Below are 23,660 nucleotides of genomic sequence, written 5' to 3'. Positions count from 1 at the left end.
ACGACTGGGGCGCCGGGTGCTGAATAGGGTCGCTGTGTCGGCCACGGATGTGATCCGTTCGCGGCCGGCAACGGCTCGGCGTCCCCTACGACTTGGAGTTTTCGTGTACCGCAGACTCATCGCCCCCGGCGCACTCGTGGCCTCTCTGCTGCTGGCGATCCCGGCATCGGCCGCGGACTTCGAACCGGGGGCGTCGGGCATCGGCGATCCCTACTACCCGACGTACGGGAACGGCGGCTACGACGTCTCCCACTACGACCTGCGCCTCAAGTACCAGCCGAGGACGGACCAGTTGAAGGGCACGGCGACGATCCTCGCCTCCTCCACCCAGGACCTGTCGCGCTTCGACCTCGACTTCGGGCTCACGGCGAGCGAGGTCCGGGTGAACGGCAAGAAGGCGAAGTTCGCGAAGTCCGGCGAGCAGGAGCTGGAGGTGACCCCGGCGGCCGGGCTGCCCAAGGGCACGCCTTTCACGGTCGTGGTCAAGTACGCGGGCAAGCCGTCCGACGTGAAGCTGTGGGGCTTCACGTCCTGGCAGCGCACCCCGGACGGCGGCGTCGCGGCGAACGAGCCGGAGGCGGCGGCCTGGTGGTTCCCGTCCAACGACCACCCGCTCGACAAGGCGACGTACGACGTGTCGGTGGCGGTGCCGGACGGCACGCAGGCGATCTCCAACGGGACGTTGCAGTCGCAGAGTTCGAAGCTGGGCTGGACGCGCTTCAACTGGCGCTCGGCCCATCCGCAGGCCACGTATCTCGCCACGCTCGCGGTGGGCAAGTTCGACATCACCACGGACAAGACCGCGGACGGGCTGCCGGTCGTCAACGCGTACAGCAAGGACCTCGGCGCGAACGAGGGCGCGGCGAAGGCGAGTATCGAGCGGACCACCGAGGTCGCCGAGTGGCTGGAGTCGGTCTACGGGAAGTACCCGTTCGAGGCGCTGGGCGGATATGTGCCGAACGTGCCGTCGAGCTTTGCGCTTGAGACCCAGACGCGGCCGTTCTACTCGCCCAAGCAGTTCGCCAACGGGTCCAACGTGTCCGTCGTCGTCCATGAGCTGGCGCACCAGTGGTACGGCGACAGCGTCTCCGTGCGCGGCTGGAAGGACATCTGGATCAACGAGGGCTTCGCCCGGTACGCGCAGTGGCTGTGGTCGGAGAAGGAGGGCGAGGGCACGGCCCAGGAGCTCGCCGACTACGCGTACGCGCAGCACCCCGCGGACGACGCGTTCTGGACGGTGAAGCCGGGTGACCCCGGTCCTGAGAACCAGTTCGACGGCGCCGTCTACGACCGTGGGGCGATGGCGGTCCAGGCGCTGCGCAACAAGGTCGGCGAGAAGGACTTCTTCGCGATCCTGAAGGGGTGGCCACAGCAGCACGCGTACGGCAACGCGAGCGTCTCCGACTTCCAGGCGTACGCGGAGAAGGTGTCCGGTGAGCGGCTGGGCGGGCTGTTCGACACGTGGCTGTACCAGCCGTCGAAGCCGGCCTCGGGTGCCGCGCGTGCCGCCTCCGATGTGGCTCAGCCGAAGTCGTGGAAGCGGATCGCCGCCACGAACGCGGTGCACGGTGAGCACTGACGGACCACGGGTCAGCGCTCACCCGCACCGGACGCCTCAGGCCGGTTCTTCGGTGGCGTGCGAGTCGGTGAGGGTGAGCGCGCCGCCCGCCGCGATCAGTCCGACGAGCACGGCGAGCACCGCGTAGGTGATGCGCTCGCCGTGGAAGAACGACTGCACGAGGTCGCTGCTCCAGACGCCCGCGGGCAGCTGGGTGGTGACCAGTGCGGCGATCAGGGTGCCGACGACGGCGGTGCCGACGCTGGTCCCGACCTCCTGGGCGGTGTCGTTGAGCGCGGTGCCGATCGAGGTGCGGTTCTCCGGCATCGCCTCGACCAGGGCGATGGCGCAGATGGTCATGACCGTGCGCAGACCGATGGTCATGACGACCATGCAGGCCGCGATGACCGCGTACCCGTGGTCGACGCCCCAGGAGAGCCCGGCCAGTGCCACGGCCAGGCAGGCCGCGCCGACGAGGCAGGCGACGCGGTGGCCGAACCGCTTGGCGAGCCACTCGGAGAGCGGGGTCGCCGCGATCATGGTCAGGATGAGCGGCAGGTTGGCCAGGCCCGCCTTCACCGGGCTCCAGCCGTAGGCGTACTGGAAGTGCAGGATCAGCCCGAACATCACGCCGGCCATCGCGACGGACGTGCCGATCTGGGCGAGGGCGGCGCCGCGCACGGTGCCGTTCGAGAAGATCTTGAGGTCCAGCATGGGGGCCCTGCTGCGGCGCTCGTGCCATACGAACGCGAGGCCGGCGAGTGCGGCGCCCAGGACCGAGCCGAGCGTGGCCGCGGATGCCCAGCCGTGCTCGACGCCACTGGTCAGCGAGTAGCAGGCCAGGCCGATGGTGAGCACGCTCAGGACGGCGCCCGGCAGGTCGAGCTTGTCGTCGGTGAGGTCCTCGCGCCGGTCGGGCGCGACGCCGAGCCGGACGCCGATGGCCGCGATCAGCGCGATCGGCGCGTTGATCAGCAGCAGCCACTGCCAGCTCACGTGGGCGAGCGCGGTGCCGCCGAGCAGCGGGCCGAGGATGAACCCGGACATGCCGACGACGATCATCAACGTCATCGCGCGCATCCGCAGCGCCTGGTCGTCGAAGAGCCGGAAGACGAGCGAGTTGGTGATGGGGGCCATGGCCGCGGCGGCGACGCCGAGCCCGGCCCGCAGGGCGATGAGCTGCCCGGTGGAGTCGACGGCGACGACGGCGAGGCTCAACACGCCGAAGACGGCGAGGCCGACCAGCAGGACGCGGCGGCGCCCCAGGCGGTCGGCCATGGACCCCGCCGTGAGCAGCAGGCCGCCGAACGTCAGTGAATAGGCGCCGGTGACCCACTGCAGGGCGGTCGTGCCGCTGCCGAGGTCGCGGCCGATGGTGGGCAGCGCGATCGAGAGCAGCGTGTTGTCGACCATCTCGACGAAGAAGGCCAGGCAGAGCGCGGCCAGCGGGATCCACGCCGCCCGCAGCGACGTGTAGGTACGGGTGGGAACGGGCCCGGTTTCGGTGGTGGCAGTCATGACCTGGCCTCCTTTCCGAGGGGAGAACACCGCCGAGCATCGAACGGCGTTCGCTTATGGAACATAGTTCGATGTTCGAACTGTGTTCCACCATAGAACCATGTTCGATGAGGGGCAAGCTGTGCTTGGATGGACGGCATGACACCGCCGCCGACCCGCCCCTCCGCCGCAGCGACCCCCAGGGGGCGCCGGCGCGCTTCGCACTCGATGGAGGCCGTGCTCAACGCGGCCGTGGCCCTGCTCGACGAGGCCGGCGGTTCCGCGCTGACGTTCCGCGCCCTCGCCGCCCGGCTCGGCACGGGCGTCGGCACGATCTACTGGTACGTCCAGAACAAGGACGAGCTCCTCGACCGCGCCACCGACCACGCGATCGGCGGGGTGCTGGCCGCCGTGGAGGAGCGGCCGGACAGCGACGACCCCATCGCCGACCTCCGCGCGATGGCCGTCGCCCTGTTCGACGCGATCGTGGACCGGCCGTGGCTGTCCGCGTACTTCATGCGCAACACCGACGTGCAGGGCAACTCACTGAAGCTGTACGACAGGCTCGGCCGGCAGACGCTGCGGCTCGACCTCACGACGCGGCAGCGGTTCCACGCCGTTTCGGCGATCACGGGTGTGGTGGTCGGCACGGCGGCCGATCTGGGGATGGAGCTTCCCGAGAGGCTGCTGGACGGAGGGGTGGAGCGGGAGGAGCACCTCGCGCAGTACGCCGAGACGTGGCGGCAGCTGGATGCGGAGGAGTTCCCGTTCGTGCGGGAGATCGCCGACGAGTTCGCGGTGCACGAGGACCGGGAGCAGTTCCTCGCCGCGCTGGATCTGACGTTGGCGGGGTTGCGGCTTCAAGCCGGAGGCTGACCTCGGCGCTTTGACGCGCTGCGACGGGGTTGCGGTCGCGGGGCTCTGCCCAGACCCCGCGGGCTCTCGTCCTCAGAGCGGGCTGGAAATGCCGGAGCGTTCCGATGCTCGCGCCCTTCGCGCCATCGGCAGGTACCTGAAGCGTTCCGGGAGCCTCGGTGCCACCCACCGCACCAGCACCGCGAACCGGCGCAGGCGGCGTTCCTGGCGGGCCGTCCACGGGAGGCCGATCGCCTCGCGGGCCTCCGGCGGGAGCAGGCCCGTCGACAGGAAGCTCATCGTGCGGGTCAGGGCCGGGCGCAGCAGCGGCCACAGGAGCCCCAGGACCGGGTGGTGGCCCGGGGGCGGCGGCAGGGCTCGGGAGCGCGACGTCAGCTCGGTCACCACCGCGTTGCGCTCGACCTCCTGGGCCAGCATCTTGCGGTAGTACGGCCAGAACTCCTCGACCGTCTGCGGCATGTCCCGGTCGTGGATGCCGAGGATGCGGCCGACCATCAGCCACTCCGCGTAGAACCGCCGCTCCTCCTCCGCGGTGAACGGCGTGGCGAAGTAGCGGCGCGCGTAGCGGGAGACGGGGAAGCCAGTGGCGTGCACCCAGGCGTAGTAGGCCGGGGTGAGGGCGTGGTAGCGGCGGCCGTGCGGGTCGGTGCCCTGGATCGTGCGGTGCAGGCGGCGCAGGCGGCGGCCCTCCTCGGCGGCCTCCGCGCCCCCGTAGACCCAGAGCATCACCGAGGTCAGCGAGCGGGCGCCGCGGCCCCAGGGGTCGGTGCGGAACACCGAGTGGTCGTCGACGCCCGCGCCGACGGCGGGGTGCGCGACCTGGAGCACGAACGCGGCGGGCAGGGCCAGCAGGGCGCGGATGTCGCCCGCCGTCTCCCAGAGGATGCCGCCCACCGGGGGCGGGGGCGGGTCCGGGTCGTGCTGCTTCATGGGGGTGCCGCTCCTCGTGGTGCGTCCGGAGCCTGCGGGGCCTGTGGTCAAGTATGCGCGTCCGGGGCGGGTGGCCGGGGGCCGTCGTCCGCGTAGCGCTTGGCGAGGTCCGAGGCCAGTTCGGAGACGCAGGTGCACAGGTCCGTGTCGGTGGCCGGGGCCTGGCGGCAGGGGACGACGTGGGCCGGCAGCGTGGTCGGGCTCGGCGGCGGGGGCGGTTCCGGCAGGTTCGGCGCGGTGTGCGGGCGGCGTCGGCGGGCGGAGGTGATCAGCGCCGTCGCCAGGGCCGCGGCGAACGCGACCAACTGCCCGATCTTGACCTGTACGTCCCAGGGAACCAGCGACATGCCTGGGTCCTACCCGCACGGCACGGGGCCCCAACGCACCGTGTGCGTCGGGGCCCCGGGAAAGAGAGCAGGTCGGCTCAGTTGCCGTCGGTGACCTTCGTGAGCTCCTCCGTCGCGATGCGGTCGACGTTGCGCCGCACGCGGAACCAGCCGATGAACAGCAGGACCGCGACGATCGGGATGAGCATCAGCGTCTTGCGGCCGGTCTCCTGGTCGTTCCACATGAGGCCGAGCACGGAGAGCAGGAAGACGATCGTGACGATCTCCGTGACCGGGGAGAACGGCAGCCGGAACTTCGGGCGCTCGACCAGGCCCTGCTTGGCCCGGCGGACGAAGGCCAGGTGGGCGACCATGATCATGACCCAGGTGCCGATGATGCCGATCGAGGAGACCTCGATGACGATCTCGAACGCCTCGGCGGGCAGCAGGTAGTTCAGGCCGACGCCGAGCACGCCGACGCCCGCGGTGAGCAGGATGCCGCCGAAGGGCACCTGGTTCTTGTTCATCCGGGCCGTGAACTTCGGGGCGGAGCCCGACATGGCCATGGAGCGCAGGATGCGGCCCGTGGAGTAGAGACCGGAGTTCAGCGAGGACATGGCCGCGGTCAGCACGACCAGGTTCATGATGTCGCCGACGCCGCCGACGCCCAGCTTCGAGAACAGCGTCACGAACGGGCTCTCGCCCGAGGTGTACGAGGTGGAGGGCAGCAGCAGCGCGAGCAGCAGCACCGAGCCGCAGTAGAACAGGCCGACGCGCCACATGATCGAGTTCACCGCGCGCGGGACGACCTTCTGCGGCTCGGCGGTCTCGCCCGCCGCGACGCCGACCAGTTCGAGGGCGGCGTACGCGAACACGACGCCTTGCATCACGAGGACCACGGCCATGGTGCCGCTGGGCATCCAGCCGCCGTTGTCCGTGATCATGTGCAGTCCTGGCGTGTGGCCGTCGACCGGGTGCTGCGTGGCGACCAGGAAGATGCCGACGAACAGGAAGGCCACGAGGGTGGCCACCTTGATGATCGAGAACCAGAACTCCATCTCGCCGAAGTACTTCACCGAGACGAGATTGACCGACAGCACGACCGCGAGCGCGATCAGCGCGAGCACCCACTGCGGAATGCTCGTGAAGGCGCTCCAGTACTGGGTGTAGAGCGCGACGGCGGTGATGTCGGCGATGCCCGTCATCGACCAGTTCAGGAAGTACATCCAGCCGGCGACGTAGGCGCCCTTCTCGCCGAGGAACTCGCGTGCGTACGACACGAAGGAACCGGACGAGGGCCGGTAGACGACCATCTCACCGAGGGCGCGCACCACGAAGTACGCGAAGATGCCGCAGATCAGATAGGCGAAGACGAGGGCGGGGCCCGCGTCGTGCAGCCGACCGCCGGCGCCGAGGAAGAGTCCGGTGCCGATCGCGCCGCCGATGGCGATCATGTTGATGTGGCGGCTCTTGAGGGCCTTGCTGTAGCCGGCGTCGCCCGCGTCGGCGGGCGCCTGGGAGGCATCTGTGCGGGATGCGTCCGTGGCCGTGTTGAGGGCGTCCTTGCTCACGAGGGGGTGTCCACTCTGTGGTGCCCGGCGGCGTGGGGGCCGCCGGGGTCCGGAACGTGCTTCGGTCCGCATCGCCCCTGACGGCGTGCGGACCGAGGTGCACCTTCCCCGAAGATCTCCCCGGATGCGGTGGCGGAGATCACATAGCGGCGCTTCTCACATGCCGGGACGCCTCTGGACGTGGAACCGGAGGCGGCGTATATGGCGTCGACCGTGCCCTTTGGGTTTCACAACTTCGGTGTCTCAGCAATACTGTTGCACCCGGATCGCAGTGAGAGGCGAAGATGACGACGGACACTCAGGCCCCCACGCTGACCGTCGACGAACTGGCGGCCCGCGCCGGTGTCACCGTGCGCACCATCCGCTTCTACAGCACGCGGGGACTGCTGCCGCCGCCGGTGATCGGGCCACGCCGGGTGGGGCACTACGGGCCCGACCACGTCGCGCGGCTCGAGCTGATCGAGGAGCTTCAGCACCAGGGCATGACACTCGCCGCGATCGAGCGCTATCTGGAGCAGCTGCCGGCCGACCTGAGCGCGCAGGACCTGGCCATCCACCGCGCGGTGGTGGCGAGTTGGGCCCCCGACTCGGTCGAGACGCTGACCAGGAGCGAGCTGGAGCAGCGTGCGGGCCGGGAGCTGACCGAGGAGCATCTGGCGCGGCTCGCCACGATGGACGTCCTGACGCGGGAGGCCGTGGAGGGCGCCGAGAGCGAGGACGGCGAGGAGACGTTCCGCTGCGACACGGGCCAGCTGCGGCTCGGCGTGCAGCTGCTCGACGTACCGCTGTCGCTCGACGCGATCCTGGCCTCGCGCGAGGTGCTGGTGGAGCACTCGCGGGGCGCGGCCCAGGAGCTGGCCCGGCTGTTCCACTCCGAGGTGTCGAAGGGGGTACCCCCTGCTCGAGCAGGTTCGAGAGCTTGGGGGAGAGCCGAGCAGGACGTGAAGTCGCTGTCGGCCCATATGCAGCCGCTGGTGGTGCAGGCGCTGCTGACCGCCTTCCAGCGCTCGCTCAAGGAGGAGCTGCGGGAGGCGTTCCGCGCCGAGCGCTGAACACCTCCCGCGCGGGACGTCAGTCCTTGAACGTCTCGCCCTTCTCGGCCTTCTCCACCAGCAGCGCGGGCGGCAGGAACCGGTCGCCGTAGCGCCCGGCCAGCTCGCGGGAGCGGGCTACGAAGCCGGGCAGGCCGCCCTCGTAGCCGTTGATGTACTGGAGCACGCCGCCGGTCCAGCCCGGGAAGCCGATGCCGAAGATGGAGCCGATGTTGGCGTCGGCGACGGAGGTCAGCACGCCCTCCTCGATGAGGCGCACCGTGTCGAGGGCCTCGGAGAAGAGCATCCGCTCCTTCATGTCCTCGAACGGGATCTCGGTGCCCGGCTTCGTGAAGTGCTCGCGCAGCCCCGGCCACAGACGGGCCCGCTTGCCGTCCTCGCCGTACTCGTAGAAGCCCGCTCCCCCGCTGCGGCCAGGCCGCCCGAACTCGTCGACCATGCGGTCGATGACGGCCTCGGCCGGGTGCGTCTCCCAGGTGCCGCCGGCCTCGACGATCGCGGCCTTCGTCTCCTCGCGGATCTTGCGGGGCAGGGTGAGGGTCAGCTCGTCCATGAGGGAGAGCACCTTGGCCGGGTAGCCGGCCTGGCCCGCCGCCTGCTCGACCGACGCGGGCTCGACGCCCTCACCGACCATGGCGACGCCCTCGTTGATGAAGTGCCCGATGACGCGCGAGGTGAAGAAGCCGCGCGAGTCGTTGACGACGATCGGCGTCTTGTTGATCTGCCGTACGAGGTCGAAGGCGCGGGCCAGGGCCTCGTCGCCGGTGCGCCCGCCCTTGATGATCTCGACGAGCGGCATCTTGTCGACGGGCGAGAAGAAGTGCAGGCCGATGAAGTCGTCCTGGCGCTCGACGCCCTCGGCGAGGGTGGTGATCGGCAGCGTCGAGGTGTTGGAGCAGAGCAGCGCGTCGGGGGCGACGATGTCCTGGATCTCCTGGAACACCTTGTGCTTGAGCGACGGGTCCTCGAAGACGGCCTCGATGACGGCGTCGCAGCCGGCCACGGCCTGCGGGTCGGAGGCCGGGGTGATGCGGGCGAGCAGCGCGTCCGCCTTCTCCTGCGTGGTGCGGCCGCGCTTGACGGCCTTCGCGCACAGCTTCTCGGAGTACGCCTTGCCCTTGGCGGCGGCCTCGTCGGTGACGTCCTTGAGGACGACCTCGATGCCGGCGCGGGCGCACGAGTAGGCGATGCCGGCGCCCATCATGCCTGCGCCGAGGACGGCGACCTTCCGCACCTTGCGGGGCTCGATGCCCTTGGGCCGGTTGGCGCCCGAGTTCACGGCCTGGAGGTCGAAGAAGAACGCCTGGATCATGTTCTTCGCGGTCTGGCCGGTGACCAGCTCGGTGAAGTAGCGGGCCTCGATCGCGAGGGCGTTCTCGAAGTCGACCTGGGAGCCCTCGACGGCCGCCGCGAGGATGTTGCGCGGGGCGGGGTACGGGGCGCCGTTGACCTGCTTCTTCAGGTTGGCGGGGAAGGCGGGCAGGTTCGCGGCGAGCTTGGGGCTGGCCGGGGTGCCGCCGGGGATGCGGTAGCCGGGCTTGTCCCAGGGCTGCTGCGACTCCGGGTTGGCGTCGATGAAGGCCCTCGCCTTCTCGATCATCTCCTCGCGGGTCGCGGCGACCTCGTGGATCAGGCCGTTCTCCAGGGCGCGCTCCGGGTTGTACTGGGTGCCCTGGAGCAGCACCTTGAGGAGCGCGTCGGCGATGCCCATGAGGCGGACGGTGCGGGTGACGCCGCCGCCCGCGGGCAGCAGGCCGAGCGTGACCTCGGGCAGGCCGATCTTCGAGCCGGGCGCGTCGAGCGCGACGCGGTGGTGGCTGGCGAGCGCGATCTCGTAACCGCCGCCCAGGGCCGCGCCGTTGATGGCGGCGACGACGGGCTTGCCGAGGGTCTCGATGCGGCGCAGCGAGTTCTTGATGCCGATGCCGGTCTCGAAGACGGCCTGGGCGTCCTCGGGGCCCGCCTTCATCATGTCCTTGAGGTCACCGCCCGCGAAGAAGGTCTTCTTGGCGGAGGTGTAGATGATGCCGCGGATGGCGTCGGGGTTCGCGGCGATCTCGGCTTCCGCGCGGTCGGCGATCGCGGCGATGGAGTCCTTGAACGCCTGGTTCATGGTGTTCGCGGACTGGTTGGGGTCGTCGAGGACGAGCGTGACGATGCCGGTGTCGTCCTGCTCCCAGCGGATGGTGGTGCTCTCGGTCATCTCGGGTGCTCCGTAAGGGGGTTGAGGCCGGAAGGTCAGACGCGCTCGACGATGGTGGCGATGCCCATGCCGCCGCCCACGCACAGCGTGGCCAGGCCGTACCGCTTGTCCTGCCGCTCCAGCTCGTCGACGAGGGTGCCGAGGATCATCGCGCCGGTGGCGCCGAGCGGGTGGCCGAGCGCGATGGCGCCGCCGTTGACGTTGACCTTGTCCAGGGACAGGCCCATGTCCTTGACGAAGCGCAGCACGACCGCCGCGAACGCCTCGTTGATCTCGACGAGGTCGATGTCGTCGATGGTCAGTCCGGCCTTGGCGAGCGCCTTGCGGGAGGCCGGCGCGGGGCCGGTGAGCATGATGGTCGGCTCGGAGCCGGAGACCGCGACGGAGACGATGCGGGCGCGCGGCGTCAGGTCGTAGCGCTCCCCCACCTCGCGGGAGCCGATGGCCACGAGCGAGGCGCCGTCGACGATGCCGGAGGAGTTGCCCGCGTGGTGCACGTGGTCGATCCGCTCGACCCAGTGGTACTTCTGCAGCGCCACCGCGTCGAAGCCGCCGAGGTCGCCGATGTCCTTGAACGAGGGCTTCAGCTTGCCGAGCGAGTCGGCCGTCGTGCCGGGGCGCAGGTGCTCGTCGTGGTCGAGGACGGTCAGGCCGCTGCGGTCCTTGACCGGGACGATGGAGCGGGTGAAGCGGCCGTCCTTCACGGCGGCGGCCGCGCGCTCCTGCGACATCGCGGCGTACTCGTCGACGTCGCGCCGCGAGAAGCCCTCGATGGTGGCGATGAGGTCGGCGCCGATGCCCTGCGGCACGAACCCGGTCTCGTAGGCGGTCATCGGGTCCATTGCCCAGGCGCCACCGTCGGAGCCCATCGGGACGCGGGACATCGACTCGACGCCACCGGCGAGGACGAGGTCCTCCCAACCCGAACGGACCTTCATCGCGGCGAGGTTGACGGCCTCCAGGCCCGAGGCACAGAAGCGGTTCTCCTGCACGCCCGCGACCGTGTCGGGCAGCCCGGCCGCGATGGCGGCGATGCGCGCGATGTCGGAGCCCTGGTCGCCGATGGGTCCTACGACGCCGAGCACGATGTCGTCGATGGCGGCCGGGTCGAGGTCGGGGAAGCGGGCCCTGATCTCGTGGATCAGGCCGACGACCAGGTCGATCGGCTTGGTGCCGTGCAGGGAGCCGTTGGCCTTGCCGCGGCCGCGCGGGGTGCGGATCGCGTCGTAGACGTACGCGTCTGTGGTCACGGGAGGTGCCTTTCGAAGCGGTGGAACGGAGGGTGGTTCGGCGGGAGAGGGGTCAGGAGAGCAGGGAACGGCCGATGATCTCCTTCATGATCTCGGTCGTGCCGCCGTAGATGGTCTGGATGCGCCCGTCGGTGAACGCCTTCGCGACGCGGTACTCGGTCATGTACCCGTATCCGCCGTGCAGTTGGAGGCAGCGGTCGGCGACCCGCTTCTGGAGTTCGGTGGCCCACCACTTCGCCATGGAGGCGTGCACGGCGTCGAGGGTGCCGTCGGAGTGGTCCTCGATACAGCGGTCCAGGAACGTGCGGGTGACGGCGCACTCGGTGGCCATCTCCGCGATCTCGAAGCGGATGTGCTGCTTCGCGGCGAGCGGGCGCCCGAAGGCCTCGCGCTCCTTCACGTACTCGGTGGTGATCTCCAGGAGGTGCTCGGAGGCGGCGATGGCGGCCACCGCGATGCCCATGCGTTCCTGCGCGAGGTTCGTCATCAGGTGGATGAACGCGCCGTTGAGCTCACCGAGGAGGTTCTCCTTCGGGACGCGGACGTCGTTGAAGAACAGCTCGGCGGTGTCCTGGGCCTTCTGGCCGATCTTGTCGAGGTTGCGGCCGCGCTCGAAGCCCTCCATGCCGCGCTCGACGACGAGCAGCGACAGACCGTGCGCGCCGCCCTCGGGGGTCGTCTTGGCGACGACGATGACGAGGTCGGCGAGGATGCCGTTCGAGATGAACGTTTTCGAGCCGTTCAGCAGCCAGTGGTCGCCCTTGTCCTCGGCGGCGGTGCGGATGCCCTGGAGGTCGGAGCCGGCGCCCGGTTCGGTCATCGCGATGGCGCTGATGATCGAGCCGTCGCAGAAGCCGGGCAGCCAGCGCCGCTTCTGCTCGTCGGTGGCCAGCGAGGTGAGGTAGGGGCCGATGATGTCGTTGTGCAGACCGACAGCGAGGCCCGAGGCGCCCGCGCGCGTGAACTCCTCGGCGAGGACGGCGGGGTAGCGGAAGTCGGCGTTGCCGCCGCCCCCGAACTCCTCGGGCACGGCGAGCCCGAGCAGCCCCTGGCGTCCTGCGGCGAGCCAGGCCTCGCGGGAGACGACGCCGTCCTTCTCCCACTGCTCGTAGTGCGGCGTCACCTCCTTGGCGAGGAAGGTGCGCACGGTCTCGCGGAACGCCTCGTGCTCGGCGCTGAACAGGCGTCGTTCCATGCTCGCGATCAACTGCCTTTCGTGGTGGGCTCGTTCAGGTCCGGTACGTCCCAGTCGCGGGCGACGTCTGCGGTGTCGGCGCCGGGCTGGGCGGGGCCCGAGTGGACGCTGGTGGGGGTGGTGGAGAAGCGCGGCGCGGGCGCCGGCTGGGTGAGGCCGCCGTGGTCGACGAAGGTGCCGCGGGCGGCGAGGTGCGGGTGCTGCGGGGCCTCGCCGAGGGAGAGCACCGGCGCGACACAGGCGTCCGAGCCCTCGAAGACGGCGGCCCATTCGTCCCGCGTGCGCTCCTTGAAGCGGGCGGCGACGGCGGTGCGCAGCTCGTCCCAGCGGGAGAGGTCGCTCCGGGCGCCGGCCACCTCGCCGAGCCCGAGCAGCTCGGCGAACTCCGCGTAGAACTGCTGCTCGAGCGCGCCGACGGCCATGTGCTTGCCGTCGGCCGTCTCGTACGTGCCGTAGAACGGGGCGCCGCCGTCGAGGAGGTTGGCGGCGCGCCGGTCCTGCCAGCCGCCGGCCGCGAGCATGCCGTGGATCATCGTGCTGAGGTGCGCGGTGCCGTCGACGATCGCGGCGTCGACGACCTGCCCCTCGCCGGTGTCGCGGGCGTGGTGCAGGGCGGCGAGGATGCCGACGACGAGGTAGAGCGAGCCGCCCGCGTAGTCGCCGAGCAGGTTCGCCGGGGCGACGGGCGGGCGGTCCGGGTCGCCGGTCAGGCCGAGGGCGCCGGTCAGCGCGATGTAGCCGATGTCGTGTCCAGCGCGCTGGGCGAGCGGGCCCTCCTGCCCCCAGCCGGTCATCCGGCCGTAGACCAGTCTCGGATTGCGGGCGCGGCACTCCTCGGGCCCGACGCCGAGCCGCTCGGCGACGCCCGGCCGGTAGCCCTCGATGAGCACGTCGGCGCGCGCGGCGAGCTCAAGCACCCGCTCGGGCCCGCCCTCTGCCTTCAGGTCGACGACAACGGACCGCTTGTTGCGGTTCGTGATGTCGTACTCGGGCGGGACGCCGAGCGCCTGGCCGCCGGGCCGGTCGACGCGTACAACATCGGCCCCGAGGTCGGCGAGGAGCATCGCGGCGAACGGGCCGGGACCGATCCCGGCCAGCTCCACCACGCGCACCCCGACGAGCGGCCCACCGGTCCGACCACCGTTTTCCGTGCCTGCCACTGCCATTCCGCGACGCCCCCAGCTTGTGACACTAATGATGTAACACCAGTGATGCTATGAACCCGCCCCGCTCAGCACAAGCCCCCAGCAAGCAAGCGCTTAGCCAATTTCCGCCGCCCGCCCCGCCCGGTACCGGCCGTTCCGCCCCGCGCGCCCCAAGTGGCGGCCTCCCTTCCGGTGACCACCCGGACGAGAGGGGTATTCGGTGACTTCTCATGGAATCCGCACGAACCACGGAGGGAGACGAAGTGGTGCGCAGCAGGCGAATGACGGCACTGACGATGGTCACCGGGATCACGGCTCTGGGACTCCTGGGCTGCGGAGGCGACAAGGAGGCATCGGACGAACCCTTCGCCGGCAAGAGCGCGGACCGGATCGCGGCCGACGCGGTGAAGGCCACACGGCAGGCCGACTCGATGCACGTGAAGGGCACCACACAGCAGAAGGCGGGCGGCAGCGTCACCGTCGACCTCACCGTGGACCGGAACAAGAACTGCGAGGGCACCGTCAAGATGGCCGGGACGACGGCCGACGTGCGCCACCTCGACGGCACGCTCTACTTACGGGGCGACGAGAAGTACTGGCAGACGACGCTGAAGGAACAGCCCGGGGCCGCCAAGGTGGTGCCGAAGCTCAAGGACAAGTGGGTGAAGACCCCGGCGAACGACGCGATGACCCAGGGCCTGTGCGACAAGCAGGGCCTCGTCGCGTCGATGGACGAGGACAAGTCCGAGCGCCGGGGGATGAAGAAGAGCGGCACCACGGACGTCGACGGCACCAAGGCCCTCCGGCTCACGAAAAAGGCCTCCGGCGGCGAGACGCTGTCGCTGTACGTCGCCGCCGAGGGCAAGCCGTACATCCTGCGCACCACGTCGACCGGCGGCAAGAACCCGAACAGCGCCACCTTCGGCGACTACGGCAAGGCCGTGCGCCCGCAGGAGCCCTCGCCCGACGAGACCGTCGACCTCAAGGAACTCGCGCGGTCGGCGGGGCGTGCCTGACCGCACCCGCTCCGCCCCGGCACGGAGGGCCCCCGCTGCTCCCGTCCCACCCTTCACGCTAGCCTCGGCCACCGATAACGGCACGCGACGCGGGTGAGGGGTGGCATGAACGAGTCGAGCAGGACGTACGACCTGGTGCTGTTCGGGGCGACGGGGTTCGTGGGGGTGCTCACCGCCGAGTACCTCGCGGCCAACGCGCCCCAGGGGCTGCGCTGGGCGATCGCCGGGCGCGACACCACGAAGCTGGAGCGGCTGCGCGAGCGGCTGACCGAGATCAACCCCGAGTGCGCGGTGCTCCCGGTGGTGCGCGTGGACATCGCCGAGCGCTCGTCGCTGCGCGAACTCGCCGTCAACACACGGGTGGTGGCGACGACGGTCGGCCCGTACCTGGAGTACGGCGAGGGGCTCGTCGCCGCGTGCGCGGGTGCGGGCACCGACTACGTGGACCTCACGGGCGAGCCGGAGTTCGTGGACCTCATGTATGTGCGGCACGACGCCCGCGCGCGCGACACCGGGGCCCGCCTCGTGCACGCCTGCGGCTTCGATTCGATCCCGCACGACCTGGGCGCGTACTACACCGTCAAGCAGCTGCCGGAGGGCGTGCCGCTGCGCGTCGACGGCTTCGTGCGGTCGAACGCGACGTTCTCCGGCGGCACGTTCAACTCCGCCCTGAACCAGTTCGCGCGGGCCCGCCAGATGCTCGCCGCCCAGCAGGAGCGGCGCCGCAACGAGCCGCGCCCCATCGACCGCACGGCGTACGCGCCGACCGGCACCCCGCGCTTCGCCAAGGAGGTCGGCGCGTGGGCCCTGCCGCTGCCGACGATCGACCCGCAGATCGTGCAGCGCTCGGCGCGGGCCCTCGAGCGCTACGGCCCCGACTTCCGCTACCGGCACTACGCGGCGGTGAAGACGCTGCCGTTCGCGGTGGGCGGCGTCCTGGGCATGGGCACGCTGTTCGCGGCGTCCCAAGTGCCGCCGGTGCGGCGGTGGTTGGGCGGGCGGCTCAAGCCGGGCGAGGGTCCCGACGAGGCGCGCCGGGCCAAGAGCTGGTTCTCGGTGCGGTTCGTGGGCGAGGGCGGCGGGCGCCGTGTCTACACGGAGGTGTCCGGCGGTGACCCGGGTTACGCGGAGACCGCGAAGATGCTCGCCGAGTCCGCGATGTGCCTGGTGCGCGACGAACTCCCGGAGACGGCAGGGCAGGTGACGACGGCCGAGGCGATGGGCGACGCGCTCATCGAGCGGCTGACGAAGGCCGGGATCACGTTCCGGGTCGCGGCCGAGCGCTGACGGCTACAGACCCGTACGGGCGGCGAGCGCGTCCCGGCACAGGCGGTCTGCCCTGCGGGTCGTCTCCGGGACGCGGTACTTCGGCGTGACCGACAACGTGTGCGCGCACGCGTTGTCGAGCGAGATCCGGTGGCCCACGGACACGTACACCGGTTTCACGCCGTCCTGGGTGCGCAGCGCGCGGCCGACCTCCTCGTCGCCGTCGAGCAGCGCCGCCGCGCTCCCCCGCCGCGTGCCCAACTCGCCGTGGGAGAAGACGAACGGGTTCTTGGCGACGCCCATGGTGGGCAGCCCGGTGAGCACGCCCAGGTGGCTCGCGAGGCCGAAGCGGCGCGGGTGGGCGAGCCCGTAGCCGTCGCAGACCACGAGCCCGGGGTCACGGGTCAGCGCCTCAAGGGCGCCCATGACCGCCGGGATCTCGCGGAACGCCAACAGGCCGGGTACGTAGGGGAAGGCGACCTCGCCGACGGCCGTCGCCTCCTCGACCACGGCGAGCGTCGCCGCGTCCAGGACGACGGCCGCCGCGGCGACGACGCCCCGCTCGTCGTCGTAGGCGACGTCGATCCCGGTGACCGTGCCGGTGCCCGGCGGCGGCCCGGACTCGCCGCGTACGACGCGGTCGCGCAGCGCGTCCTGCATGCCGCGCGCCGCGTCCTCGTCGGCCGGCCAGCCGTCCGGTACCCCCGTGATCGTCACCATGGCCCGAGCCTAGAACACGCCTACCGACCAGCGGTGTCGCGCTTGAACGCCCACTCCATTCTCGGCTCCATGACGAACCGGAACGCCCGCTGCACCGGTGGTGTGCACAGCACCGTGATCACGGCCGCCGCGAACAGCGTCACCACGATCTCGCCCCACGTGGTGTGCACCCAGTCCACCTCGTACCAGTCCCAGAAGCGGGAGCCCTTGGCGAGGAAGCCGTGCAGCAGATAGCCGTAGAGCGTCCCCGCGCCGAGCGCCGTGAACCAGAGCCCGCGCCCCGGCACCCACGCGAAGAAGCAGGCGACGAGGATCGCCGAGCAGCCGAACATGGCCAGCGTCATGGCCACGCCGGTCCAGCCGGGCGCCCCCAACTCCTGGGCGCTGTCGCGGCGGTAGAACCAGGCCGCGTTCATCCTCGGCACCGCCCAGTACGCGAACAGCAGGGCCGCCGCGAACACCGGCACCGCAAGCATCCGCGCCTCCTTGCGGCGCACCAGCTGGAAGTGCTCCGGCTTCAGGACCAGGCCGAGCACGAAGAACGGCAGGAACTGCAGGACCCGTTGCAGGTCCAGGTCGTCGCCGATGCTGGGCGAGACCGAGGCGAGCGCCGCGATGGCGAGCGCCAACGGCAGCGGCCACCGGATCACCTTCCACAGCGGCGTGGTCAGCCGCCACACGAACAGCGCGATCAGGAACCAGGTGAGGTACCAGGGGTCGAGCAGGCTGATCGGATAGCCCGGGTCGTCCCCCGCCGTCCGCTTGAAGAGGGTGTAGGCGACCTCGAAGACCACGTACGGCACGGCGACGCCCGTGATCAGCCGCTTCAGCCGGCCGGGGCTCGCGTCGAAGGAGCGCGAGAAGTAGCCGGAGATGACGATGAACGCGGGCATGTGGAACGCGTAGACCGTGGTGTAGAAGGCCGCCGCGGCCCGGCTGTCGTCGCGCAGCGGCTCCCACGCGTGCCCCATCGCGACGAGCACGATCGCCAGGTACTTGGCGTTGTCGTAGAAGGCGTCCCGGCCCCCTTTGGCCGCGCCGGTGCGCGCGGGGGCCGGGACGGTCGCCAGGCTCACAGGTGGCGGGTGATCGCGGGCATCAGGTCCTGGAAGGTCCGGCCCGCGGCCGGTTCCCCGATCGCTCTGAGCTTCCAGCCGGCGCCCTCGCGCTGGACCTTGGCCATGATCTGCGCGGTGTGCCGGCCGCCGCCGTCGAGGGTGTAGCGGGCGAGCTCCTGCCCGGTGGTCTCGTCGACGAGGCGGCAGTACGCGCTGCCCACCTCGGCGAAGGTCTGACCGGTGAACGAGTTCACGGTGAAGACGATCTGGTCCACCTCGTCGGGCACGCGCGGGAGGTCGACGGTGATGGACTCGTCGTCGGCCTGCCCGGTGCCGCCCACGAGGTTGTCGCCGCTGTGCCGCACCGAGGCGTCCTGGCTGACGAGGTGGCGGAAGAAGACGACGTCGACGTGGCGCTGCCCGGCGAAGAGGACGGCGGAGGCGTCGAGGTCGATCTCACGGGTGCCGGTCAGCTTGGCGAGGAAGCCCTTGCGGGGCGCGGCCTGCCAGCCGAGTCCCATCCGTACGAGGGTCAGGGCGTCGCCGGTGTCCTTGCTGAGGCTGATCTGCTGGCCCTTGGCCAGGTTCACGGACATGGTGTGCCTTCTGGTCGGGCGGTCGGATGGTGTCGTACGCGGCGCCGCCCGACCGGGGTCCCGGGACGGGCGGCGCCGCGCGGGGCGCGTGCCTCAGACGTTGACGCCGAAGTCCTGCGCGATGCCGGCGAGGCCCGAGGCGTACCCCTGGCCCACGGCGCGGAACTTCCACTCCGCGCCGTGCCGGTACAGCTCGCCGAAGACCATCGCCGTCTCGGTGGAGGCGTCCTCGGAGAGGTCGTAACGGGCGACCTCGGCGCCGCCCGCCTGGTTCACGACGCGGATGAACGCGCCCCGCACCTGGCCGAAGCTCTGGCCGCGCGGCTCGGCGTCGTGGATGGACACCGGGAAGACGACCTTGTCGACCTCGGCGGGCACCCCGGCGAGATTCACCTTGATGCTCTCGTCGTCGCCCTCGCCCTCACCGGTGAGGTTGTCCCCGGTGTGCTCGACGGAGCCGTCCGGGCTGGTCAGGTTGTTGTAGAAGACGAAATGCCCGTCGGAGAGCACCTTCCCGGACGCGTCGCACAGCAGGGCGCTCGCGTCGAGGTCGTAATCGGCGCCCGTCGTCGTGCGCACGTCCCAGCCCAGGCCGACCGTTACCGCGGTCAGGCCCGGCGCCTCCTTGCTGAGCGAGACATTGCCGCCCTTGGCCAGCGAAACTCCCACTGCTGCTACCTCCATCATTTCTAACACTTGCGCAAAGCTTAAAGTGGTGTCGCGGTCTCGTCGCTCTCCTTCATGGCCTTCGTCTCGCTCTTGAGGATGCGCAAAGACTTGCCCAGGGAGCGTGCGGTGTCCGGCAGCTTCTTGGACCCGAAGAGCACGATGATCACGACGCCCAGGACCAACAGGTGCCAGGGCTCCAGTGCGTTGCGGAACATGGCGTTCACCTCTTGTCGTGGTCGGACCGCGACCGGGGTGGACGTGCCACCCTCACTGCCGCGCTTGCTACATTGCGCAACTGTACAACCTTCGGGTGGACCGACAGCAAGGGCAGGGGCATGGGGCGACGGCGCAAGCGCAGCCGACTGCGGATCACACTCGTGACGGGGCTCGCGATGCTCGTCCTGATCACCGGCGGCGCCGGGTGGCTGTATCTGAAGCTGAACGGCAACATCGACACGTTCGGCTCGGACGGCCTGTCAAGCAATCGGCCCGACGCGGACGCGTCCAAGGGCGAGAACGTGCTGGTCATCGGCACCGACGCGCGCACCGGCGGGAACAGCGACCTCGGCGGCGGCGACAGCGACGACGTCGGCCGCTCGGACACCGCGTTCCTGCTGCACGTCTACGCCGACCACCGGCACGCCGTCGGCGTCTCCATCCCCCGCGACACCCTGGTCACCATCCCGCCGTGCCGGCTGCCGGACGGCACGTGGAGCGACACACGTACCAACGTGATGTTCAACGCGGCCTACACGACGGGCCAGACCGCCGAGGGCAATCCGGCCTGCACCCAGAACACGGTCGAACGGCTCACCGGGCTGCGCGTGGACCACACCGTCGTCGTCGACTTCAAGGGCTTCTCCCAGCTGACCGACGTCGTCGGCGGCGTCCGGGTCTGCCTGCCCAACGACGTCTACCAGAAGGACCTCAACCCGAACCGGGCCACGCAGGGCAAGCGCCTGTTCAAGAAGGGCGAGCAGACCGTCGCCGGGCAGCAGGCGCTCGACTACGTCCGCATCCGGCACGGCATCGGCGACGGCTCCGACATCGGCCGCATCCAGCGCCAGCAGTCGTTCGTCTCCAGCCTCATCAAGAAGATCAAGTCCGACGGCTTCACCCCGACCAAGCTGCTGCCGCTCGCCGACGCCGCCACGAAGTCCATGACCGTCGACCCGGGCCTCGGCTCCGCCGACAAGCTGCTCGCGTTCGCGATGTCCCTGAAGAACGTCGACCTGCACAACACCCAGTTCGTCACCATCCCCTGGAAGTACGAGGGTGATCGCGTCGCCGTCGTGCACCCGGACGCCGACGCGCTGTGGGCCGCGCTGAAGGAGGACCGCACGCTCGACGGCAAGGACGCGAGCGGGAAGAAGGGCGGCGCCAAGGCCGGCGCATCCCCCAGCCCGAGCGCCACGGAAGAGGTCTCCGGCGAGGGTGTCTCCGTCAGCGTCTACAACGGCACCGCCACGCCCGGACTCGCCGCCGACGCCGCCGCCGCGCTCACCGGCCGCGGCTTCACCGTCCCGGCGACGGGCAACGCCGCCGACCGGGCCCACGCCACCACGACCATCACCTACGGCCCCGGCGAGAAGGCCCACGCCTCCGCCGTCGCCCGGCTCTTCCCCGACGCCGAACTGACCGCGGGCACCGCCCCCGGCATCGGTGTGGTGCTCGGCGCGGACTACCGGCCGGGCAGCGCGGCCTCACCGGCGCCGACACCGACGGCGGTGCCCTCCGGCGTGGCCGGGACCGCGCGCTCGGCGGACCAGGACATCTGCTCGCACCTGTCCTACGGGTGAGCGGCCCAGCGGCCCCGCCGCAGCAGGACCAGCGCCAGCGCGTACGCCACGAGGATCGCCGCGAGCAGCGGGTAGTAGAGGAGCGGCAGGCCCGAGACGCCGAGCCAGGGGCCGAGCGGGGTCAGCGGCAGCAGGATCGCCACGGCGGCGAGGCCGGTCGCCGCCCAGCGCACCGGGCCCGGCGTGCGGCCCTCCGCGGTCCTGCGACCCGTGCGCAGCAACAGCATCACGAGGGCCTGGGTCAACAGGTTCTCCGTGAACCAGCCCGCGTGGAAGCCCTGTTGGTCCCCGATGTTCAGGGAGCCGGGCAGGCACAGGGCGAGCGCCCCGAAGGTCGCGATGTCGGCGAGCGCGCCGAGGGCCCCGAACCCGGTGATGAAGCGCAGGAAGGGCCGGGGCCGCAGCACGGTGGGGCGGCGCAGCGCGGCCGTCCGCGGCCGGTCGAAGGCGAGCGCGAGCTGGGCCGCGTCGAAGCACAGGTTCTGCACGAGGACCTGCGGCGGCAGCATCGGCAGGAACGGCAGGAGCAGGCCCGCCGCGAGCATCGCGATCACGTTTCCGAGGTTCGAGGAGAGCGTGATGCGCAGGTACGAGGCGATGTTGGCGCTGGAGTGCCGGCCCGCCACGACGGCGTGTTCGAGCGCGGTGAGGTCCTTGTCGGCGAGCACCACGTGGGCGCTCTCGCGGGCCACGTCGACGCCACCCGCGGGGCAGACGCCGACGTCGGCGGCGCGCAGGGCGGGCAGGTCGTTGACGCCGTCGCCGAGGAACCCGGCGGTGTGGCCGCGGCCGCGCAGGGCGGCGATGACGCGGGCCTTGTGCTCGGGGGTGCAGCGGGCGAAGACGGTGGTGCGGTCGGCGAGTTCCCCGAGCCGCTCGTCGTCGAGGTGCTCGATGTCGGCGCCGACGACGACGGCGCCGGGCTCGATCCCGACATCCCGGCACACGCGGGTGGCGGTGGCCGGGTGGTCGCCGGTGAGGACCTTGACGGTGACGCCGAGCTCGCCGAGTGCGCGTACGGCGTCGTGCGCGGTGTCGGCCGGGGCGTCGTGGAAGGCGACGAAGCCGCGGAAGGTCAGTCCGCGTTCGTCGGCCGGGGTGTAGCCGCGGGTGCGGGCGGGGCGCTCGGCGGTGGCCACGGCGAGCAGCCGGACGCCGTCGGCCGCGAGTTCGGCGGCCCGGGTCCGCAGCGCGTCCCGCTCGTCCTCGTCGACGGCGCAGCGCTCCAGGACCTCGGCGACGGCGCCCTTCACGGCGAGGACGTGCACGCCCAGGGTGCCGGGTTCCTTGACGACGGCGGTGGCGAGGCGGCGTACCGGGTCGAAGGGCAGGGCGTCGACCCCGTCGTAGGCGTCCCAGTCGTCGGGGCCCGTGGCCGCGAGCAGCGCCTCGTCGAGCGGGTCGGGGTCGGTGAGTTCGGCGGTCTGCAACGTCCACCAGGCGGAGGCGCCCGCCCAGTGCAGGGCCTCGGGGTCGGTGCGGTCGACGTCGACGGCGGGCCGGTCGCGGGTGAGGGTGCCGGTCTTGTCGACGCACAGCACGTCGACGGCGCCGAGGTCGTGCAGCGCGGGCAGGCGGCGCACGATGACGCCGTGCGAGCGGGCGAGGAGGGAGGCGCCGCGGGCCAGGCAGATGGTGACGATGACCGGCAGCATCTCGGGGGTGAGGCCGACGGCGACGGCCACCGCGAACGGCAGGGTCTCCAGGCCCCGGCCGCGTACCGCCGCGTTCGCCATCAGGACCAGCGGCGGGGTCAGCAGCATGAAGCGGATCAGCACCCAGGAGATGCCGTGCACGCTGCGGTCGAAGGCGCTCGCGGGTCGCTCGCGGCGCGCTCCGTGAACGGCGGCGAAGCGGGTGTCGGCGCCGGTCGCGAGGACGACGGCGGTGCCGCTGCCGGAGGCGACGCTGCTGCCCTGGAACAGCAGATGCCCCTCGTCGTCCCCGTCGGGGAGGTCGGCGGGTTCCTTCGGCACGGGCGCGGACTCGCCGGTCAGGGCGGCCTGGTGCACGGTGAGGCCGCGGGCCTTCAACAGGCGTACGTCGGCGGGGACCAGGGCTCCGGGCGCGAGGCGCACCACGTCGCCGGGCACGAGGTCGTCGACGGGTGTCTCGCGCACCCGTGGTTCGTCGTCCGGACCCTCTCTGCGCTGGACGCTCGCGGTGCCCGCGACCAGTTCGCGCAGTCCGGCGCCCGCCCGGTCGGCGCGGTACTCGCCGTGCGCGCGCAGCACGCTGCTGACGATCACCAGGGCGAGGATCACGCAGGCCGTGCCCCAGGAGGCGACGAACGCGGAGACCAGTCCGAGGCAGAACAGCACGGTGGTGAACGGGTCGCGCAGGCTGCGCCACATCCGCAGCGGCCAGGAGGGCTGCCGGGCGGTGGGCAGGGTGTTGCCGCCGTACCGGGCCAGGCGTTCCTCGGCCTCGTGCGTGGTCAGTCCGCGCGGCCCGGTGTCCAGGGCGCGCAGTGTCTGCAGGGCGGTCGGGGATTCGGGGGCGGTACGCGGCCGCGGCAGCGATCCTGTCCGCTCGGCCGGTTCGGAAACGGCCACGGGCCGGCCTTCAGGCCCCCGCGCCACGCAGGCGGCGCACCGGCGCCTTCGCCTGCCCGGCGCGCTCGGCGAGCTGGCCGATCATGAGGTGGACGACGCTGACGACCTCCGGGTCGTCGACGTAGTACACCTGCCGCCGCCCCTCACGCCGGGACCGGACGAGCCCGGCGAGCTTCAGCTTTGTCAGGTGCTGGCTGACGGCGGGCAGCGCGCCGCCGACCCGCTCGGCGAGCCCGCTCACGTCGCTCTCGCCCTGCGCGAGGGCCCACACCATGTGCAGCCGCACCGGCGAGGCGAGCAGGGCGAACGCCTCGGCCGCCTCGGCGAGCACATCAGCCGACGGATCCTCGAACCGCCCAGCCTCTGCCACCACTGACC

At 71.2% G+C, this 23,660-nt stretch carries 20 protein-coding genes and 1 pseudogene; 6 read left to right on the top strand and 15 right to left on the bottom strand.

What is annotated here, in order from left to right; genetic code table 11:
- Positions 1-103: 103 nt before the first annotated feature.
- Positions 104-1,579: a M1 family metallopeptidase gene (locus tag ACFV9W_RS32580; protein WP_385768359.1), complete on the top strand. Its 1,476-nt coding sequence runs from the start codon at positions 104-106 to the stop codon at positions 1,577-1,579.
- Positions 1,580-1,615: 36 nt separating this feature from the next.
- Here ACFV9W_RS32580 and ACFV9W_RS32575 read toward each other — a convergent pair whose 3' ends face one another.
- Entirely contained in the window at positions 1,616-3,076 is a 1,461-nt protein-coding gene (locus ACFV9W_RS32575) for an MFS transporter (protein WP_385768356.1), read from the bottom strand.
- A 207-nt stretch (positions 3,077-3,283) separates the two neighbouring features.
- Here ACFV9W_RS32575 and ACFV9W_RS32570 point away from each other — a divergent pair, with 207 nt between their 5' ends.
- Complete coding sequence (locus ACFV9W_RS32570; RefSeq protein WP_385768388.1) at positions 3,284-3,931, top strand: TetR/AcrR family transcriptional regulator; 648 nt, start codon at positions 3,284-3,286, stop codon at positions 3,929-3,931.
- Positions 3,932-4,003: 72 nt separating this feature from the next.
- On the opposite strand, the gene ACFV9W_RS32565 is transcribed toward ACFV9W_RS32570, so the two are convergent.
- The 3 genes from ACFV9W_RS32565 to ACFV9W_RS32555 all read right to left on the bottom strand — a co-directional run bounded on the left by ACFV9W_RS32565 (position 4,004) and on the right by ACFV9W_RS32555 (position 6,758).
- A complete protein-coding gene (locus tag ACFV9W_RS32565) occupies positions 4,004-4,861 on the bottom strand; it encodes an oxygenase MpaB family protein (protein ID WP_385768353.1) in 858 nt (285 codons plus the stop codon).
- 47 nt (positions 4,862-4,908) lie between these two features.
- Positions 4,909-5,208, bottom strand: coding sequence for a hypothetical protein (locus tag ACFV9W_RS32560; RefSeq protein WP_385768350.1), 300 nt, complete (start codon positions 5,206-5,208; stop codon positions 4,909-4,911).
- Between the two features lie 77 nt (positions 5,209-5,285).
- The gene (locus ACFV9W_RS32555; protein WP_385768347.1) at positions 5,286-6,758 is read right to left on the bottom strand and encodes an amino acid permease; all 1,473 of its coding nucleotides are present in this window, start codon (positions 6,756-6,758) and stop codon (positions 5,286-5,288) included.
- Between the two features lie 284 nt (positions 6,759-7,042).
- Here ACFV9W_RS32555 and ACFV9W_RS32550 point away from each other — a divergent pair, with 284 nt between their 5' ends.
- Positions 7,043-7,810 carry a MerR family transcriptional regulator gene (locus tag ACFV9W_RS32550; RefSeq protein ID WP_385768344.1) on the top strand — a complete coding sequence of 256 codons (768 nt, stop codon included), beginning with the start codon at positions 7,043-7,045 and terminating at the stop codon, positions 7,808-7,810.
- Between the two features lie 19 nt (positions 7,811-7,829).
- On the opposite strand, the gene ACFV9W_RS32545 is transcribed toward ACFV9W_RS32550, so the two are convergent.
- The 4 genes from ACFV9W_RS32545 to ACFV9W_RS32530 are packed head-to-tail and all read right to left on the bottom strand — an operon-like array spanning position 7,830 to position 13,624.
- Complete coding sequence (locus tag ACFV9W_RS32545; protein ID WP_385768341.1) at positions 7,830-10,013, bottom strand: 3-hydroxyacyl-CoA dehydrogenase NAD-binding domain-containing protein; 2,184 nt, start codon at positions 10,011-10,013, stop codon at positions 7,830-7,832.
- Between the two features lie 35 nt (positions 10,014-10,048).
- Positions 10,049-11,263 (bottom strand): acetyl-CoA C-acetyltransferase, encoded by a 1,215-nt coding sequence (locus ACFV9W_RS32540; protein WP_385768338.1) that lies wholly within the window; start codon positions 11,261-11,263, stop codon positions 10,049-10,051.
- 52 nt (positions 11,264-11,315) lie between these two features.
- The gene (locus ACFV9W_RS32535) at positions 11,316-12,458 is read right to left on the bottom strand and encodes an acyl-CoA dehydrogenase family protein (RefSeq protein ID WP_385768335.1); all 1,143 of its coding nucleotides are present in this window, start codon (positions 12,456-12,458) and stop codon (positions 11,316-11,318) included.
- 8 nt (positions 12,459-12,466) lie between these two features.
- Positions 12,467-13,624 carry a CaiB/BaiF CoA transferase family protein gene (locus ACFV9W_RS32530; RefSeq protein ID WP_385768332.1) on the bottom strand — a complete coding sequence of 386 codons (1,158 nt, stop codon included), beginning with the start codon at positions 13,622-13,624 and terminating at the stop codon, positions 12,467-12,469.
- 245 nt (positions 13,625-13,869) lie between these two features.
- On the opposite strand from ACFV9W_RS32530, the gene ACFV9W_RS32525 reads away from it, so the two are divergent.
- Together ACFV9W_RS32525 and ACFV9W_RS32520 are read left to right on the top strand one after the other, a co-directional pair.
- Complete coding sequence (locus ACFV9W_RS32525) at positions 13,870-14,619, top strand: hypothetical protein (protein ID WP_385768329.1); 750 nt, start codon at positions 13,870-13,872, stop codon at positions 14,617-14,619.
- Between the two features lie 105 nt (positions 14,620-14,724).
- Entirely contained in the window at positions 14,725-15,906 is a 1,182-nt protein-coding gene (locus tag ACFV9W_RS32520) for a saccharopine dehydrogenase family protein (RefSeq protein WP_385768327.1), read from the top strand.
- A gap of 3 nt (positions 15,907-15,909) precedes the next feature.
- On the opposite strand, the gene ACFV9W_RS32515 is transcribed toward ACFV9W_RS32520, so the two are convergent.
- The 5 genes and pseudogenes from ACFV9W_RS32515 to tatA form a co-directional block, all read right to left on the bottom strand.
- The gene (locus tag ACFV9W_RS32515; protein WP_385768324.1) at positions 15,910-16,605 is read right to left on the bottom strand and encodes an endonuclease V; all 696 of its coding nucleotides are present in this window, start codon (positions 16,603-16,605) and stop codon (positions 15,910-15,912) included.
- 20 nt (positions 16,606-16,625) lie between these two features.
- Entirely contained in the window at positions 16,626-17,681 is a 1,056-nt protein-coding gene (locus tag ACFV9W_RS32510; protein WP_385768321.1) for an acyltransferase family protein, read from the bottom strand.
- Positions 17,678-18,259, bottom strand: a complete 582-nt coding sequence (locus ACFV9W_RS32505) for a TerD family protein (RefSeq protein WP_385768319.1) — start codon at positions 18,257-18,259, stop codon at positions 17,678-17,680. The genes ACFV9W_RS32510 and ACFV9W_RS32505 overlap by 4 nt, the downstream gene beginning before the upstream one ends.
- Before the next feature lie 93 nt (positions 18,260-18,352).
- Positions 18,353-18,928: a TerD family protein gene (locus ACFV9W_RS32500; protein ID WP_385768316.1), complete on the bottom strand. Its 576-nt coding sequence runs from the start codon at positions 18,926-18,928 to the stop codon at positions 18,353-18,355.
- A 53-nt stretch (positions 18,929-18,981) separates the two neighbouring features.
- A pseudogene (gene tatA, locus ACFV9W_RS32495) lies at positions 18,982-19,143 on the bottom strand (Sec-independent protein translocase subunit TatA); the annotation flags it as partial.
- A 120-nt stretch (positions 19,144-19,263) separates the two neighbouring features.
- Between tatA and ACFV9W_RS32490 the strand changes: the two are divergent.
- Positions 19,264-20,727, top strand: a complete 1,464-nt coding sequence (locus tag ACFV9W_RS32490; protein ID WP_385768313.1) for an LCP family protein — start codon at positions 19,264-19,266, stop codon at positions 20,725-20,727.
- Here ACFV9W_RS32490 and mgtA read toward each other — a convergent pair.
- Positions 20,718-23,309 (bottom strand): magnesium-translocating P-type ATPase, encoded by a 2,592-nt coding sequence (mgtA, locus tag ACFV9W_RS32485; RefSeq protein ID WP_385768310.1) that lies wholly within the window; start codon positions 23,307-23,309, stop codon positions 20,718-20,720. The two genes, ACFV9W_RS32490 and mgtA, sit on opposite strands and share 10 nt — an antisense overlap.
- Positions 23,293-23,652 carry an ArsR/SmtB family transcription factor gene (locus ACFV9W_RS32480; RefSeq protein ID WP_385768308.1) on the bottom strand — a complete coding sequence of 120 codons (360 nt, stop codon included), beginning with the start codon at positions 23,650-23,652 and terminating at the stop codon, positions 23,293-23,295. Before ACFV9W_RS32480 ends, mgtA begins: the two co-directional genes overlap by 17 nt.
- Between the last annotated feature and the right edge of the window lie 8 nt (positions 23,653-23,660).

Source organism: Streptomyces sp. NPDC059897, assembly GCF_042730865.1.
Taxonomy (GTDB): domain Bacteria; phylum Actinomycetota; class Actinomycetes; order Streptomycetales; family Streptomycetaceae; genus Streptomyces.
This window is presented reverse-complemented; position numbering and strand designations above follow the sequence as displayed.